General features: G+C 69.5%; 19 protein-coding genes. 14 read left to right on the plus strand and 5 right to left on the minus strand.

Annotated elements, in window-relative coordinates; translation table 11 throughout:
* Positions 1–24 precede the first annotated feature (24 nt).
* Complete coding sequence (locus StrepF001_RS26340; protein ID WP_129800712.1) at positions 25–483, minus strand: molybdenum cofactor biosynthesis protein MoaE; 459 nt, start codon at positions 481–483, stop codon at positions 25–27.
* Positions 484–859: 376 nt separating this feature from the next.
* Here StrepF001_RS26340 and lipA point away from each other — a divergent pair, with 376 nt between their 5' ends.
* The 3 genes from lipA (at position 860) to StrepF001_RS26360 (ending at position 3,053) form a co-directional block, all read left to right on the plus strand.
* Positions 860–1,825 (plus strand): lipoyl synthase, encoded by a 966-nt coding sequence (gene lipA / locus StrepF001_RS26350; protein ID WP_129800714.1) that lies wholly within the window; start codon positions 860–862, stop codon positions 1,823–1,825.
* A gap of 274 nt (positions 1,826–2,099) precedes the next feature.
* Entirely contained in the window at positions 2,100–2,300 is a 201-nt protein-coding gene (locus tag StrepF001_RS26355) for a hypothetical protein (protein ID WP_129800715.1), read from the plus strand.
* A 48-nt stretch (positions 2,301–2,348) separates the two neighbouring features.
* Positions 2,349–3,053 (plus strand): DUF4191 domain-containing protein, encoded by a 705-nt coding sequence (locus tag StrepF001_RS26360; protein WP_129800716.1) that lies wholly within the window; start codon positions 2,349–2,351, stop codon positions 3,051–3,053.
* 95 nt (positions 3,054–3,148) lie between these two features.
* On the opposite strand, the gene StrepF001_RS26365 is transcribed toward StrepF001_RS26360, so the two are convergent.
* The gene (locus StrepF001_RS26365) at positions 3,149–3,619 is read right to left on the minus strand and encodes an RDD family protein (RefSeq protein WP_129800717.1); all 471 of its coding nucleotides are present in this window, start codon (positions 3,617–3,619) and stop codon (positions 3,149–3,151) included.
* A 208-nt stretch (positions 3,620–3,827) separates the two neighbouring features.
* Here StrepF001_RS26365 and glnA point away from each other — a divergent pair, with 208 nt between their 5' ends.
* A complete protein-coding gene (gene glnA / locus StrepF001_RS26370; protein WP_129800718.1) occupies positions 3,828–5,237 on the plus strand; it encodes a type I glutamate--ammonia ligase in 1,410 nt (469 codons plus the stop codon).
* Between the two features lie 99 nt (positions 5,238–5,336).
* Here the strand turns inward: glnA and StrepF001_RS26375 are convergent, their stop codons facing one another.
* The gene (locus StrepF001_RS26375) at positions 5,337–5,624 is read right to left on the minus strand and encodes a hypothetical protein (protein ID WP_129800719.1); all 288 of its coding nucleotides are present in this window, start codon (positions 5,622–5,624) and stop codon (positions 5,337–5,339) included.
* Positions 5,625–5,887: 263 nt separating this feature from the next.
* Here StrepF001_RS26375 and StrepF001_RS26380 point away from each other — a divergent pair, with 263 nt between their 5' ends.
* The 3 genes from StrepF001_RS26380 (at position 5,888) to StrepF001_RS26390 (ending at position 7,761) form a co-directional block, all read left to right on the plus strand.
* Positions 5,888–6,145: a hypothetical protein gene (locus StrepF001_RS26380; RefSeq protein ID WP_129800720.1), complete on the plus strand. Its 258-nt coding sequence runs from the start codon at positions 5,888–5,890 to the stop codon at positions 6,143–6,145.
* Between the two features lie 111 nt (positions 6,146–6,256).
* On the plus strand, positions 6,257–7,174 hold the full coding sequence (gene htpX / locus StrepF001_RS26385; protein WP_129800721.1) for a zinc metalloprotease HtpX: 918 nt from the start codon (positions 6,257–6,259) through the stop codon (positions 7,172–7,174).
* Between the two features lie 2 nt (positions 7,175–7,176).
* Positions 7,177–7,761, plus strand: a complete 585-nt coding sequence (locus StrepF001_RS26390) for a hypothetical protein (RefSeq protein ID WP_129800722.1) — start codon at positions 7,177–7,179, stop codon at positions 7,759–7,761.
* A 31-nt stretch (positions 7,762–7,792) separates the two neighbouring features.
* Here the strand turns inward: StrepF001_RS26390 and StrepF001_RS26395 are convergent, their stop codons facing one another.
* Positions 7,793–8,074 carry a hypothetical protein gene (locus StrepF001_RS26395; protein WP_129800723.1) on the minus strand — a complete coding sequence of 94 codons (282 nt, stop codon included), beginning with the start codon at positions 8,072–8,074 and terminating at the stop codon, positions 7,793–7,795.
* A 148-nt stretch (positions 8,075–8,222) separates the two neighbouring features.
* On the opposite strand from StrepF001_RS26395, the gene StrepF001_RS26400 reads away from it, so the two are divergent.
* Complete coding sequence (locus tag StrepF001_RS26400) at positions 8,223–8,744, plus strand: DUF1269 domain-containing protein (protein ID WP_129800724.1); 522 nt, start codon at positions 8,223–8,225, stop codon at positions 8,742–8,744.
* Positions 8,745–8,992: 248 nt separating this feature from the next.
* Positions 8,993–10,180, plus strand: coding sequence for a winged helix DNA-binding domain-containing protein (locus StrepF001_RS26410; protein ID WP_129800725.1), 1,188 nt, complete (start codon positions 8,993–8,995; stop codon positions 10,178–10,180).
* An 87-nt stretch (positions 10,181–10,267) separates the two neighbouring features.
* Here the strand turns inward: StrepF001_RS26410 and StrepF001_RS26415 are convergent, their stop codons facing one another.
* Positions 10,268–10,576 (minus strand): hypothetical protein, encoded by a 309-nt coding sequence (locus StrepF001_RS26415; RefSeq protein WP_129800726.1) that lies wholly within the window; start codon positions 10,574–10,576, stop codon positions 10,268–10,270.
* Between the two features lie 262 nt (positions 10,577–10,838).
* Between StrepF001_RS26415 and StrepF001_RS26420 the strand changes: the two genes are divergently transcribed.
* The 5 genes from StrepF001_RS26420 to StrepF001_RS26440 all read left to right on the plus strand — a co-directional run bounded on the left by StrepF001_RS26420 (position 10,839) and on the right by StrepF001_RS26440 (position 14,367).
* On the plus strand, positions 10,839–11,198 hold the full coding sequence (locus StrepF001_RS26420) for an arsenate reductase family protein (RefSeq protein WP_129800727.1): 360 nt from the start codon (positions 10,839–10,841) through the stop codon (positions 11,196–11,198).
* Between the two features lie 134 nt (positions 11,199–11,332).
* On the plus strand, positions 11,333–12,010 hold the full coding sequence (locus StrepF001_RS26425) for a hypothetical protein (protein ID WP_129800728.1): 678 nt from the start codon (positions 11,333–11,335) through the stop codon (positions 12,008–12,010).
* 412 nt (positions 12,011–12,422) lie between these two features.
* Complete coding sequence (gene glnII / locus StrepF001_RS26430) at positions 12,423–13,451, plus strand: glutamine synthetase (RefSeq protein WP_129800729.1); 1,029 nt, start codon at positions 12,423–12,425, stop codon at positions 13,449–13,451.
* Positions 13,452–13,576: 125 nt separating this feature from the next.
* Positions 13,577–13,699: a hypothetical protein gene (locus StrepF001_RS49605; RefSeq protein WP_129800730.1), complete on the plus strand. Its 123-nt coding sequence runs from the start codon at positions 13,577–13,579 to the stop codon at positions 13,697–13,699.
* Between the two features lie 80 nt (positions 13,700–13,779).
* Positions 13,780–14,367: a winged helix-turn-helix domain-containing protein gene (locus tag StrepF001_RS26440; RefSeq protein WP_129800731.1), complete on the plus strand. Its 588-nt coding sequence runs from the start codon at positions 13,780–13,782 to the stop codon at positions 14,365–14,367.
* The last annotated feature ends 113 nt before the right edge of the window (positions 14,368–14,480 follow it).

A 14,480-nucleotide genomic window follows, 5' to 3' on the forward strand; every position in this document is an offset into this window, starting at 1 on the left:
GGCCACCACCCCTCAACGACGGCGCTACGCGCCGACCCATTCTTCGGTCCCGTCCGAGAACTTCTGGTGCTTCCAGATCGGCACCTCGTGCTTGAGGTCGTCGATGAGCTTGCGGCAGGCCTCGAAGGCCTCCCCGCGGTGCGGACACGACACGCCGACGACGACGGCGAGGTCCCCGACCTTCAGATCCCCCACACGGTGCACGGCCGCCAGCGCCCGCACCGGGAACTCGGCGACGACCTTCTCGGCGATCCGCCGCATCTCGGCCTCGGCCGTCGGGTGGCAGGAGTATCCGAGCTCGTCCACGTCGGCTCCCCCGTCGTGGTTCCGCACGGTCCCCACGAACAGCGCGGTCCCGCCGGCGGCGTCGTCCCCGACGGCTCGGAAGACCTCGTCGAGGGAGAGCGGTGTCTCACGGATACCGATCAGCTTGATGGGATCCTGCGCGCCCTGCTCACCGGAATGATCGTTCATGGCAGCCATGGCTCCATCGTGCCTCACGCGTCGGACACCGGGAAACGGGGATTGCACCCGGCACGCGCGTGTGCTGATCGGAGTCTCCTACGGTCGGCTCACGTAGCTGCGGGCAGTCGTGCCGCTGGGGCGATGGGATCCCCCGCTCATGGGGGTCCCCCCGCTCGAGCGAAGCCGAGAGTGGGGGAGGGTGGGCGCAGCGGCACCCCGCAGCACCGGGCTGCGCAATCCCCCGCCCCCAGCACCGACGCCGGGCACCGGGCACCGGGCACCGCCCGGACGCCGGGAATGCACCCCGGTTCCGCGAGGTTGGCCACCCCGGGGACCGAAAACGCACGGGCGTACCCTGGTGTACGCCGAAGAATCGAAGCTACAGGGAGCCGACGTGTCCGCAGTCGCACCCGACGGACGCAAGATGCTGCGCCTGGAGGTCCGCAACAGCCAGACCCCCATCGAGCGCAAGCCCGAGTGGATCAAGACCCGGGCGAAAATGGGTCCCGAGTACACGAAGATGCAGAACCTCGTGAAGAGCGAGGGCCTGCACACGGTCTGCCAGGAAGCCGGCTGCCCCAACATCTACGAGTGCTGGGAGGACCGCGAGGCCACGTTCCTCATCGGCGGCGACCAGTGCACCCGGCGCTGCGACTTCTGCCAGATCGACACCGGCAAGCCCGAGGCGCTCGACCGCGACGAGCCCCGCCGCGTCGGCGAGTCCGTGGTCACCATGGACCTGAACTACGCCACCATCACCGGCGTCGCCCGCGACGACCTGGCGGACGGCGGCGCCTGGCTGTACGCCGAGACCGTGCGCCAGATCCACCAGCAGACCGCGCACCGCGAGGCCGGCCGGACCAAGGTCGAGCTGCTCGCCCCCGACTTCAACGCGGTCCCGGAGCAGCTCGAGGAGGTCTTCTCCTCGCGCCCCGAGGTCTTCGCGCACAACGTCGAGACGGTGCCCCGGATCTTCAAGCGGATCCGCCCCGGCTTCCGCTACGACCGCTCCCTGAAGGTCATCACCGCGGCCCGTGACTACGGCCTGGTCACCAAGTCCAACCTGATCCTCGGCATGGGCGAGACCCGCGAGGAGGTCAGCGACGCGCTGCAGCAGCTGCACGACGCCGGCTGCGAGCTGGTCACCATCACGCAGTACCTGCGCCCGTCCGTGCGCCATCACCCCGTGGAGCGCTGGGTCAAGCCGCAGGAGTTCGTGGAGCTGAAGGAGGAGGCCGAGCAGATCGGCTTCTCCGGTGTCATGTCCGGCCCGCTGGTCCGCTCCTCTTACCGCGCCGGTCGCCTCTACCAGATGGCGATCGAGAAGCGTGGTACGTACGTCGCCACCCAGGCCGTCTGACCCACCGTCACACGGGCGCTCCCCGCGGCTGTTACGACAATCGTGTGAATTCGCGCACAAGCGGCTACCCGTGAGTAGTGACCGATTCGACGCGGTCCTGACCGTCCTCGCAGATAGGGGCATACGTCAGGGCCGCGTCAGCGTTTCGACCCCCCGCATCAAGGCTTCATTGGTGTTTGACCGGTCGGTCACGCCCTGGTAACACCAATCAGTGACCCTGGACTCACGCCACGTAAACCCGGCCCCGAAGCCGTACCGAGGGGGGACCTCCACCATGCAGGCCGCGCCCGTTCGCGCCACAGCGATCCCGTCCTTCACCACCGCCCTGCGCGCCGTCGAGTCGCTGCTGATGAGCAGCGGCCAGCGCACCGCCCGCCGCAACGCCTGGACCTCCGTTCTGGAGGACCGTCGCCGGGCCAAGGACCGGGTCGAGACGCAGCGGGTGGTGGAGCAGGTCCTCGCCGGCCGTTCCTGAAGCCGCACTGCCGTCGAAGGCACTCCGGGAGCCACGTAGACTCATGGCATGGCGAGGAAGGAAACCGCAGCGGACGCTGCGAACCCCGGGCGACTGAAGCAGATCGCTCTGACCTACAAAATGACCCGCAGGGCCGACAAGACGATCGGTCTTGTACTCGCAGCAGTAGGAATCGTCACCTTCGGTGTCTTCCTCGCGATCGGTTTCCTGATCGGTCACCCCATCTATCTCGGCATCCTGGGCCTCCTGCTCGCCTTCCTCGCGACGGCGATCGTCTTCGGACGCCGGGCCGAGCGGGCCGCCTTCGGGCAGATGGAGGGCCAGCCGGGCGCCGCCGCGGCCGTGCTGGACAACATCGGCAGGGGGTGGACGACGACCCCCGCGGTGGCGATGAACCGCAGCCAGGACGTGGTGCACCGGGCCGTCGGCAAGGCCGGCATCGTGCTGGTCGCCGAGGGCAACCCGAACCGGGTGAAGAGTCTGCTGGCCGCCGAGAAGAAGAAGATGAACCGGGTCGTCGCGGACGTGCCGGTGCACGACCTGATCGTCGGCACGGGCGAGGACACGGTCGAGCTGAAGAAGCTGCGCACGACCATGATGAAGCTGCCGCGCGCGCTGACCGGGCCGCAGGTCACCGCGACCAACGACCGGCTGCGGGCGATGGGCGACCTGATGAGCAACATGCCGCTGCCGAAGGGTCCGATGCCCAAGGGCATGCGGATGCCGAAGGGCGGCGGGCCGAAGGCCCGGTAAGGCCGTCGGCTCACATCACTCATGGGCCGGGCCCCGGAACCTTCGCGGTTCCGGGGCCCGGTCCATGAGTATGTGGGGTCTGAATATCCGGGAGGTCAGATCCTGACCTCGACCGTGCGCGCCAGCCGGTCGTGCAGGCCGCGGCCGTCGCGGTCCCAGATCAGCGCGGGGAGGACCACGCACAGCAGGACCGTGCGCAGCAGGGCGCGGCCGGGGTGGACGGTGCCCGTGTCGAGGGCGACCACGCGCAGGCCGAAGATGCGCTTGCCGAGAGTGACGCCGATCGTACCGACGGTCAGGGCGCTCATGACGAAGAAGATCAGCAGGGTCCAGTTGCCGGTCGTCTGGCCGCGGTAGCCGTCCGTGATCAGGCTGTATGCGATCATGAAGCACAGACCCCAGTCCACGGCCAGCGCGCCGAGCCGCCGGCCCGGGCGGGCGATCGAGCCCGGCCCTTCCTCCGGCAGTCCGAGCTGCTCGCCCCGGTAACCGAAGTCGGCACCCGCGTCCTCCAAGGCCGCGCGCGGGCCGGAGAGCCATGATCCGATTGCTTGCCTCTTGTCCACCCGACCACGGTACTGCGCCCGGATTTGACCGGGGTACGGCGGGGTCGTTCCGCGCTACCGTGGAACGGAGCCGGTTAACTTCTGCGAAACAAATGGGTCACGCCCGAGAAATGACGCGTCCCTAGGGTCGAGGTCAGCGTGTGCCACCGCACTGGCCGCACGAACGAACTACCACCCCGGCGGGACGGTCGGGAGTAGGAGGAGCTGGATGTTCCAGAACGCCGACGAGGCCAAGAAGTTCATCGCGGACGAGGACGTCAAGTTCATCGACGTCCGTTTCTGCGACCTGCCGGGCGTCATGCAGCACTTCACGGTGCCCGTCGAGGCGTTCGACCCGGACGACGAGCTCGCCTTCGACGGATCCTCGATCCGCGGCTTCCAGGCCATTCACGAGTCCGACATGGCGCTGCGCGCCGACCTGTCGACCGCCCGCGTCGACCCGTTCCGCCGCGACAAGACGCTCAACATCAACTTCTTCATCCACGACCCGATCACCGGCGAGCAGTACAGCCGTGACCCGCGGAACGTGGCGAAGAAGGCCGAGGCGTACCTGGCCTCCACCGGGATCGCCGACACCGCGTACTTCGGCCCGGAGGCCGAGTTCTACGTTTTCGACAGCGTCCGCTTCAAGACGTCCGAGAACGAGTCCTTCTACCACATCGACTCCGAGGCGGGCGCCTGGAACACCGGTGCGCTGGAGGACAACCGCGGCTACAAGGTCCGCTACAAGGGCGGTTACTTCCCGGTCCCGCCGGTCGACCACTTCGCCGACCTGCGCGCCGAGATCTCCCTGGAGCTGAACCGCGCCGGCCTGCAGGTCGAGCGCCAGCACCACGAGGTGGGCACCGCCGGCCAGGCCGAGATCAACTACAAGTTCAACACGCTGCTCGCCGCCGCCGACGACCTCCAGCTCTTCAAGTACATCGTGAAGAACGTCGCCTGGCGCAACGGCAAGACCGCGACCTTCATGCCGAAGCCGATCTTCGGCGACAACGGCTCGGGCATGCACGTCCACCAGTCGCTGTGGAGCAACGGCGACCCGCTGTTCTACGACGAGCAGGGCTACGCCGGCCTGTCGGACACCGCTCGCTACTACATCGGCGGCATCCTCAGGCACGCTCCGTCGCTGCTCGCCTTCACCAACCCGACGGTGAACTCCTACCACCGTCTGGTGCCGGGCTTCGAGGCGCCGGTGAACCTGGTGTACTCGCAGCGCAACCGCTCCGCCGCGATGCGTATCCCGATCACCGGCTCCAACCCGAAGGCCAAGCGCGTCGAGTTCCGTGCGCCCGACTCCTCCGGCAACCCGTACCTGGCGTTCTCCGCGCTGCTCCTCGCGGGCCTGGACGGCATCAAGAACAAGATCGAGCCGGCCGAGCCGATCGACAAGGACCTGTACGAGCTGGCTCCCGAGGAGCACGCGGGCGTTCCGCAGGTCCCGACCTCGCTCCCGGCCGTCCTCGATTCCCTCGAGGCCGACCACGAGTTCCTTCTCCAGGGCGACGTCTTCACCGCCGACCTGATCGAGACGTGGATCGACTTCAAGCGCACGAACGAGATCGCTCCGCTGCAGCTGCGTCCGCACCCGCACGAGTTCGAGCTCTACTTCGACGTCTGAGAAAGCCGGCGCTTTCGACGTCCGAGATGCGGTGAGGGCCGCCACCTGAAGCACTTCAGGTGGCGGCCCTCGCCGTGTGCCTCCGGTCCGGCGGAATCGCTAGCCCACCACGATCACCACGGGGCCGCGGTCGAAGCGGTCGAAGCGGTCGAAGTGGTCGTAGCCGTTGAAGTACCCGAACCGGTCGCCGAACCGGTTCCCGAAGCGGTCGCCGAAGCCGTTGCAGTCGCCCCACCAGTCACAGTGGCCCCAGTTCGTGGGAGTGCCGGCTGTGGTGGCCGGGGTGGCCGCCGAGGCCGTACCTGCTGTGCCGATCGCGGCGCCACCAGCCATCAGTACGCCGATGGCGGACAGCGCGAGGAGACGCCTAGCACGTGGTGCGTTCATGGAGATACCTTCCTTCCATCCCATCGTGCGGTGATTGCACGAGCCGGACGGATGGCCGCGGCCGCAGCGGTAGAAGTACGGCGCGGTCGTCGGTGTTGCCGCCTGAGTGCGAGGAGTACGTTTTCAGCCGCCGGCGTCTCCACGGGAATCCCGCCGACGGAAGGCAATCCCAGGTGCGGCCTTCTCCTAAAGGCTAGTCTTCCCTCGATCACTCAGCATCTTGAATGACAAGAGGCATGGAGCGAAGGGGTATGGAGCGGGGGATGTCGGAAAAGGATCACTGGGAGCACGAGTTCGACCACAAGTGGGCGAACGACGCCGAGCACAAGGAGCCCTCCGCCCGGGCCCGGATGCTCGCCGCCCGCTGGAAGCACAATCCGCCGGAGCCGGTGCCCTTCCGGGGCGACCCCGATCCGGTGCGGCCCCGCCGGTCGGGATGGATATCGACGGCCGTGGTCCTGGGGTGCGTCGTCGCGGTGATCGTTCTGCTGGGGTACATCAACTTCCGCGCGCCGTACTAGGGCCTGTCCGGAAGCCTTTGCCGGCCCCAGGGCTGATCACGACCGCTTCATGGGGCGACGCGGGTGCACACTGGGCAGTGGGACGAGTGCCTGAACGCAGGGTGGTGTTCCATGCACAGCCGCTTCCGGAGCGACCCGCGGTTGACCGTGCGGATGACGGTCACGCTGTTTCTGCTCGGCTTGTTGTACGTGGCGTTCGTCGCCGCGTTGATCGCACTGCTGAAGTCCTGGGTGCTGGTCGTGGTGGTCGCGGCGGCGCTGCTGGGTGCGCAGTACTGGTTCTCCGACCGGATCGCGCTGTACGCGATGCGCGGCCGGATCGTGGAGCGGGACGAGTATCCCGAACTGCACGGCGTGGTCGACCGGCTGTGTGCGGTCGCCGACATGCCCAAGCCGGTGGTCGCCGTGTCCGACATGGATATGCCGAACGCGTTCGCGACCGGGCGCAACGCCGATCACGCCGTGGTCTGTGTGACCACCGGGCTGCTGCGCCGGCTGGAGCCGGCCGAGCTGGAGGGCGTGCTCGCGCACGAGCTCTCGCACGTGGCGCACAAGGACGTCGCGGTGATCACGGTCGCGTCTTTCCTGGGCGTGATCGCGGGGTTGATCGTGCGGTTCGCCTTCTATTCGCAGGTGTTCGGAGGGCGCCGGGACCAGAACACGGCGGTGGTCTTCATGACGGTGATGGCCGTCTCCGCGGCCGTGTACGCGATCAGCTTCCTGCTGATCCGGGCCCTGTCCCGGTACCGGGAACTGGCGGCGGACCGGGCGGCGGCGCTGCTGACCGGACGGCCCTCGGCGCTGGCGTCCGCGCTCACCAAGGTCTCCGGCGACATCGCCAGGATCCCGACGAAGGACCTGCGGACGGCGCAGGCCTTCAACGCCTTCTACTTCACGCCGGCCCTGGGCGCCGGGCCCAGCATCGGCCGGCTGTTCTCCACCCACCCGACCCTGGAGCAGCGGCTGGAGCAGCTGGGGCGGATCTCCGGGGAATTGGGTGAGGCGGCGGCGCCCGGGAAGGGCGGCTGAGGATGGGGCTGCTGGACATCCTGCTCGGTCGTACGAAGCCGGTAGCGCCCGATCTCGACCAGCTGTTCGCGCTGCCCTCGGCGGCGGTCACCCTGCAGGCCGCGGCCTCCTTCACGCCGACCGGGCACGGCGCGGTGTGTTTCGCCACGGTCGAGGGCAGCGCCTTCGAGCAGACGCACCGCGAGGTGCAGGCCCTGCTGGACGCGGACGCGGATCGCACCGGACCCCCGGTGGAGCTGGAACGGGACGCCTACGGCTACTCCTGGCTGGTCTCCCGCCGCGGCCCCGACGAGCTGCCGTTGCTCGTCAACGACCTGCACGCGGTGAACAGCTCGATGGAGGTCAACGGCTTCGGCCCGCAGCTGCTGTGCTCCCTGGCCGGCTTCCAGGGCGAGCCCGGCCGCAGACTCGCGCTGGTCTACCTCTACAAGCGCGGCACCTTCTACCCGTTCGCACCGCTGCCCGGCGCGGGGCAGCGGCGCGACAACGCGCTCGAGCTCCAGGTGAAGGCGGCCCTCGCCGACGACCTGCGGATCGAACAGGATCTGGGGCGCTGGTTCCCGGTGTGGGGCGCCCCGGGGTTGTGACCCCGAGCCGCCGTCACCGCAGGTCCTGCTCTCACCTGCTCTTCTCGCGGGCCTGACGGCGGGCCTCCAGGGGACGCTCGCGGCGGTAGCGGCGCTCCCACTTGGCCTGCCTGTCACGGCGGTCGCGGTACGCCTTGTACGTCGCGGGCGCCGGCCCGGACGGGGCCGCGCCGCCCGACGAGGTCGTCGAGGACGCGCCTCGCCCGTACTGCACGTACACGAAGAGCAGGGCGACGGCGGCGAGCCAGTAGAGGTGGTTTCCGAATCCCAGGACGACCAGGACGACCGTCCCGGAGATGACGATGGTGCCCATGACGGGCCTCCCTGGGAGGTGGGTTGGGGTGTCTCGAGAGTGCACCGGGACGTGGGGGTGGCGCATCTCCTTTTCTTCCGACTGCGTGCCCCTCAGCACGGCTATAAAGTCGGGAAAAAGGGGCGAAACGCCATAAGGGGTGTCCGGTATGAGCAATCTCTTCGTCGTCGCGTACAACGATCTCGCCACCGCCGAGCAGGTGCGGCAGAAGCTGTTCGACCTGTCCAAGCAGCATCTGGTCGAGCTGGAGGACGCGGTGGTCGTCGAGCGGCGGGAGGACGGAAAGATCAAGCTGCACCAGGCCGTGAGCCACACGGCGACGGGCGCGGCCGGTGGCGCCCTGTGGGGCGGTGTGATCGGACTGCTCTTCCTGGCGCCGCTGCTCGGCGCGGCCGTGGGCGCGGCGGCCGGAGCGGCCGGCGGCGCGGTCACCGACACGGGCATCAACGACAACTTCATGAAGGAGCTCAGCCAGAACCTGCGCCCGGGCGCGGCAGCGCTGTTCGCGCTGATCAAGCAGGCGGCCGGGGACAAAGTGATTCCGGAAATCGCGCCCTACGGCGGCCAGTTGGTACAGACGTCGCTGAGCCAGGCCGAGGAGGACCACCTGCGCGAGGCGCTCGCGGCCGCGCAGGCGCCGAAGACGGAGAGCACGCCTCCCCCGGCCTGACCGGCGTGAGTGAATGGGGGCCACGAGCGAGCTCACCCCTTTCACCCATGTCCACGACGGTGAACGCCTGAACGCGGTGTACGGCGGTGGTCCGGGAACGGCCACCGCCGTTGTGCTGCACGGCGCGGGCAACAGCGGCAAGGAGCGGCTGCTGCCGCTGTTGGGCGAGTTCGGTTACATGCGGCCGATTGTCGGTGGTGTTCGGCAGGATGCTCTGTGGACGCGACTGAACGGGTGGAGGTCGGAGCATGGGTGGCGGACAGCAGCCGTATGTCGGCGTGGCGGAGCGGCGGACGCGGCTGGCGCTGCGGCATCGGCTGGCGCCGGCAGCGCGGGGCGCGTATCCCGAAGAGGTCGCCGACGCGCTCGTCGCGCTGCACGGCACGGACCCCGCGACGGTGTATCTGGCGGTGGGCGCGCGGCTCGCGGAGCGGGCGAAGACGGTGGCGGAGACCGAGCGTGCGCTGTACACGGACCGGGCCCTGGTGCGGATGCACGGCATGCGGCACACCGTGTTCGTGTTCCCGACGGAGCTGACCGCCGTCGTGCACGCCTCGACCGGTCTCGCGGTCGCCGCCCGTGAGCGGGCCTCGCTGGTCAAGGACATGGCGAAGGCCGGGGCTCCGGACGCGGCCTGGCTGAAGGAGGTCGAGGAGTCCACGCTGGGCGCACTGGCCCGGCGCGGGGAAGCGACGGCCGCCGAACTGGCGCAGGACGAGCCGCGCCTGCGGGAGCAGTTCGCGTACGCGGCCGGGAAGAGCTACGCGGGTGTCCACACCGTGTCGTCCCGGCTGCTGCGGGTACTGGGCGTGGAGGGGAAGGTCGTACGCGGTCGGCCGCTCGGCTCCTGGACGTCGACCCAGGCCCGCTGGGCCCTGGCACCGGAGCATCCCGAGTTGGACGTCGCCGAGGCCCAGACCGCGCTCCTGCGCCGCTGGCTGACGGCGTGCGGCCCCGCGACGGAGTCCGACCTGAAGTGGTGGACGGGGTGGCGGGTGACGGAGGTACGCCGGGCGCTGGCCGCGATCGGGGCGCAGGAGGTGCGGCTGGACGAGGGCACGGGGTACGTCGTCGACGGCGACACCGAGCCGGTGACGGTGCCCGTGGAGCCGTGGGCCGCCTTGCTGCCCGCTCTCGACCCCACGGCGATGGGCTGGCAGCTCCGCGACTGGTTCCTCGCCCCCGACCTGCGCCCCGCCCTCTTCGACCGCAGCGGCAACGTGGGGCCGACGGTGTGGTGGGACGGGCGTGTGGTGGGCGGCTGGGCCCAGCGGCCCGACGGGGAGATCGCCTGGCGGGTACTGGACGGGGCGGGCGTGGGCCGGGAGGCGCAGTCCGCGATCGAGGCGGAGGCGGCGCGCCTTCGGGAGTGGGTGGGGACGACGCGTGTCACTCCACGCTTCCGGACGCCGTTGGAGCGGGAGTTGGCGAGGTGAGGGGCGGGACCCTCGAGTACCGGTCGGCGAATTCCGGCAACGCCGGCGCCGGGCGCCGCACAACAGCACGGCACCCGGTGCCACCACTCAGCGCGTGTACCGCAGCAACGCCCGCACCATGTGGCACGTCGTGTCCGACGGCGGGTGGACGCCGATGAGTTCCGCAGTGCTTCGTATCGTCTCGTTCCGGGCCTGGTTCGGCACGTACACGCCCGAGTCGAGCAGGGCGATCGCAAGGCGCATGGCCTTGAGCCGGCGGTTGTGCGTGATGTACCACTCGCGCGGACGCCCCGGCGGCAGCGGCCGCTTCTCCACGGGCACGTACGGCCGGTCGAGCAGCACGGGACGGTTGGCGGTGGACTGGGTCGGCTTCGGCTTCAGTGCGGCAGCGGGCACAGGCATCCTCCTGTCGCGGTCAGAGCGCCGCCCGGACACTCCGGCGACTCTCTCGAACACTGCTTCCAGTCTACTGGCCGCCACTGACATCCGGGGAGTCTGCGAACCTGCCAAACGCCCAGGTGAGCAAGGGATTGCCGCCGTGTCACACACGATCCGCGAGGTGTCTGCGAGGCGACGGCACATTCGAACAGAGCCTGTCGTTGCGCCCCTGGCCTCAGGGAGGTCGTGCGAGGCGATCGCGGCGGCGTACCGTGCCCGCATGGAAATCTGGATCAACCCCGCCTGCTCCAAGTGCCGCAGCGCCGTCAAACTGCTCGACGCCGAGGGCGCCGACTACACCGTCCGCCGCTATCTGGAGGACGTACCGACCGAGGACGAGATCCGCGACGTACTGAGCCGGCTCGGTCTCGAACCATGGGACATCACCCGCACCCAGGAGGCCGTGGCCAAGGAACTCGGCCTCAAGGACTGGCCACGGGACGCCGCCTCGCGCGACCGGTGGGTCACGGCGCTCGCCGAGCACCCCAAGCTGATCCAACGGCCCATCATCACCGCGGACGACGGCACGGCGGTGGTCGCCCGCACCGACGAGGCCGTACGCGAGGCCCTGTCCCACTAGCACGGTTGGCGTGGCCTCACAGACAACTCCCGTGTGACATACGTTACTTCAACGTACTCCTGTAACCGCTGAGTAACCTCGTTCGGGATCTCGTACATAGCGGCGTACGCTCCCCTACCTCCCAGGAGGCGCGCATGTCGCGCAGGAGAACTCTCAGTACGAAGAAGAAGATCGCGCTGCTGGTGAGCGCGGCGACGGTGGCGGGCGGTGGTGCCTTCGTCATGGCGAGCACCTCGAACGCCGCGCAGTCCGCGTCCGAGTCGAGTGTCTGCCAGGGACTCGCCACCGCACTCGGCAACAACCAGCGGTTCATCGAGGGCCAACGGGCCAATCCGGACGCGCAGTCGGAGGCGCGGATCGCCAACCGCGAGGCGGTCATCGCGCAGATCCAGCGCCAGCAGGAGGCCTCCGGTTGTGAGGTGGGGGAGTCGGCTCAGGGCTCCCAGGCCGCACAGCCGGGCGGGAACGGCCAGGACAACGGTCAGCAGGCGGGTGAGGCCGGCGGCGGGCAGGCCGCGCAGCCGTCCGAGCCCGCCGCCCCGGGCGACGGCGCCGCCGCCTCCGGCGAGCAGGTCTGCAACGGCTCCACCGTCACGCTGTCCGGCGAGGGCGGTGCGCCGGCCGCGTCCAGCAACCAGTTCCCGGCGGGTACGAAGCTGAAAGTCACCAACCTGGACAACAACAAGTCCACGACCGTGGAGGTCACTTCGGTCTCCGGCAGCTGTGTCCTGCTGAACAACGCGGCCTTCGAACAGGTCCGGGAGCCCGGCAAGTTCCTGATCCGCCGGGCCGTGATCGAGAAGGTGGGGTGAGGCTCGACCGCCGAGGAGAACACTGATGCGGCGGTCAGGCCCGCCCCGGCCGCCGCGTCGTACGTGTCATCGGTCCTGCTGCTCCCGGCCAGGAGCAGCAGGACCGGCACGTCCGGCGCCGGGCGGAGCGTCACGCGTCCGTCACGCCCCCATCGCCCCATCGCATACGAGCCGCCCGACCGGTCCCCACTCCCTCCACGCACCGCGCGTTTCCGCAGGTCCTGCGCGCCCGGCCCGCCCTCACAGCGTGAACCACGCCACAGCACCACCAGGTAACACGGGGTTCACAAACGGGCAATGATCGGGAAATCGCCTGTTGACAGGCTGCCGGGCAAACAAGCGCGGCGCCCCAGTGCCGCAGCGCCGCAGCACCCGCAAACGCGCCCAGACCCACCCCCGAAGGATGTGGCCCGTGACCTTCAAGGCTGAGTACATCTGGATCGACGGCACCGAGCCGACGGCCAAGCTTCGTTCCAAGACGAAGATCATGGCCGACGACGCCAAGGGTGCCGAGCTGCCGATCTGGGGCTTCGACGGGTCCTCCACCAACCAGGCCGAGGGCCACGCCTCGGACTGTGTACTGAAGCCGGTCTTCTCCTGCCCCGACCCGATCCGCGGCGGCGACGACATCCTGGTGCTGTGCGAGGTCCTCAACACGGACATGACCCCGCACTCCTCCAACACGCGTGCCGCGCTGGTCGAGGTCGCGGAGAAGTTCGCCGCGCAGGAGCCGATCTTCGGCATCGAGCAGGAGTACACCTTCTTCGACGGTTCCCGCCCGCTCGGCTTCCCCGAGGGCGGCTTCCCGGCCCCGCAGGGCGGCTACTACTGCGGTGTCGGCGCCGACGAGATCTTCGGCCGTGACATCGTCGAGGCCCACCTGGAGAACTGCCTGAAGGCGGGCCTGGGCCTGTCCGGCATCAACGCCGAGGTCATGCCCGGCCAGTGGGAGTTCCAGGTCGGCCCGCTGTCCCCGCTGGAGGTCTCCGACCAGCTGTGGGTGGCCCGCTGGCTGCTCTACCGCACCGCCGAGGACTTCGGTATCTCCGCCACCCTCGACCCCAAGCCGGTCAAGGGCGACTGGAACGGCGCCGGCGCGCACACCAACTTCTCCACCAAGGCGATGCGTGAGGGCTACGACGCGATCATCACCGCGTGCGAGTCGCTCGGTGAGGGCTCCAAGCCGCTCGACCACGTCAAGAACTACGGCGCCGGCATCGACGACCGGCTGACCGGTCTGCACGAGACCGCCCCGTGGAACGAGTACTCCTACGGTGTCTCCAACCGTGGCGCCTCGGTCCGTATCCCGTGGCAGGTCGAGAAGGACGGCAAGGGCTACATCGAGGACCGCCGCCCGAACGCCAACGTCGACCCGTACGTGGTGACCCGCCTGCTGGTGGACACCTGCTGCTCGGCCTTGGAGAAGGCCGGCCAGGTCTGATCCGTCCCGCTCGTCGGAAGGGGCGTCCACCCTCGTGGTGGGCGCCCCTTCCCGTTGCGAACGGCTCGTGTCCACGCAGTGAGAGGAGGGGCCCGGTCCAGGACGGTGTCTGCTTCAATGGGGCCATGGCCAGCTTCCAGAAGCACTCCGCGACGGGTCGCCAGGACCTCGAGCCCTTCTGGCCTTCCCGTCAGCACCACGACTTCGACCGGCTGTGTTGCCGCGCGCTGACCGCGCCGGCCCGCTGACGCCGTACACACCGGCCTTCGGCCAGCGCGACACGACGTACGTCCCCGTCGGACTTCTCGCGCGAAAGAGCTGACCTCGCATGGCGACCACCCCTGCTTCCCCGTCCCGTTCCCTGCACACCGCTCCTGCTCCCGGCAGCCCGCGGCACCGACTGCGTGCCGTCGACCGGGACGAGGTGCTCGATGTCGCGGAGTTCCTGCCGCCGGGTGCCACCTGGCTGCCCGCTCCGCAGCACACCCTGCCCAACCTGCCGGGCCGCCCGCCCATGGTCGGCTACCTGGTGCTCGTGCCGGCCGATCAGCAGCCGCCGTTCCTGCCGGTGGCGGTAGCCGACGAGCCGCAGCCGGACGCCCTCGACACCACCACCGACACCGAGCCGCCCATCCGTATCGACGCCCTGCAGCGCACCGCCGAGGTGGCCGGGCGGGAGCTCGACCTCACGTACCTGGAGTTCGAGCTGCTCGCTCACCTGGTGGCGCACCCCCACCGGGTGCACACCCGCGACCAGCTGGTCACCACGGTGTGGGGCTATGGCCATGTGGGCGACGGCCGCACCGTCGACGTCCACATCGCCCGACTGCGCCGCAAGCTGGGCCCCGAGCACCGGCAGGCGATCCTCACGATCCGCCGCGTCGGCTACAAGTACGCCCCGCCGACCGGGAGTTGACCGTCGGCCGACTGCCGGTCGCGGACCTCTGACGGCCGCTGCCGACATCACCTGACCGTCTGCTGTCGGCAGAACCCGGTTCCGTCCCGCCGCTCCCCCGGGCACAGTCACCG

This window comes from Streptomyces sp. F001, from assembly GCF_004187715.1.
In the GTDB taxonomy this organism is placed as follows: domain Bacteria; phylum Actinomycetota; class Actinomycetes; order Streptomycetales; family Streptomycetaceae; genus Streptomyces; species Streptomyces flavusporus.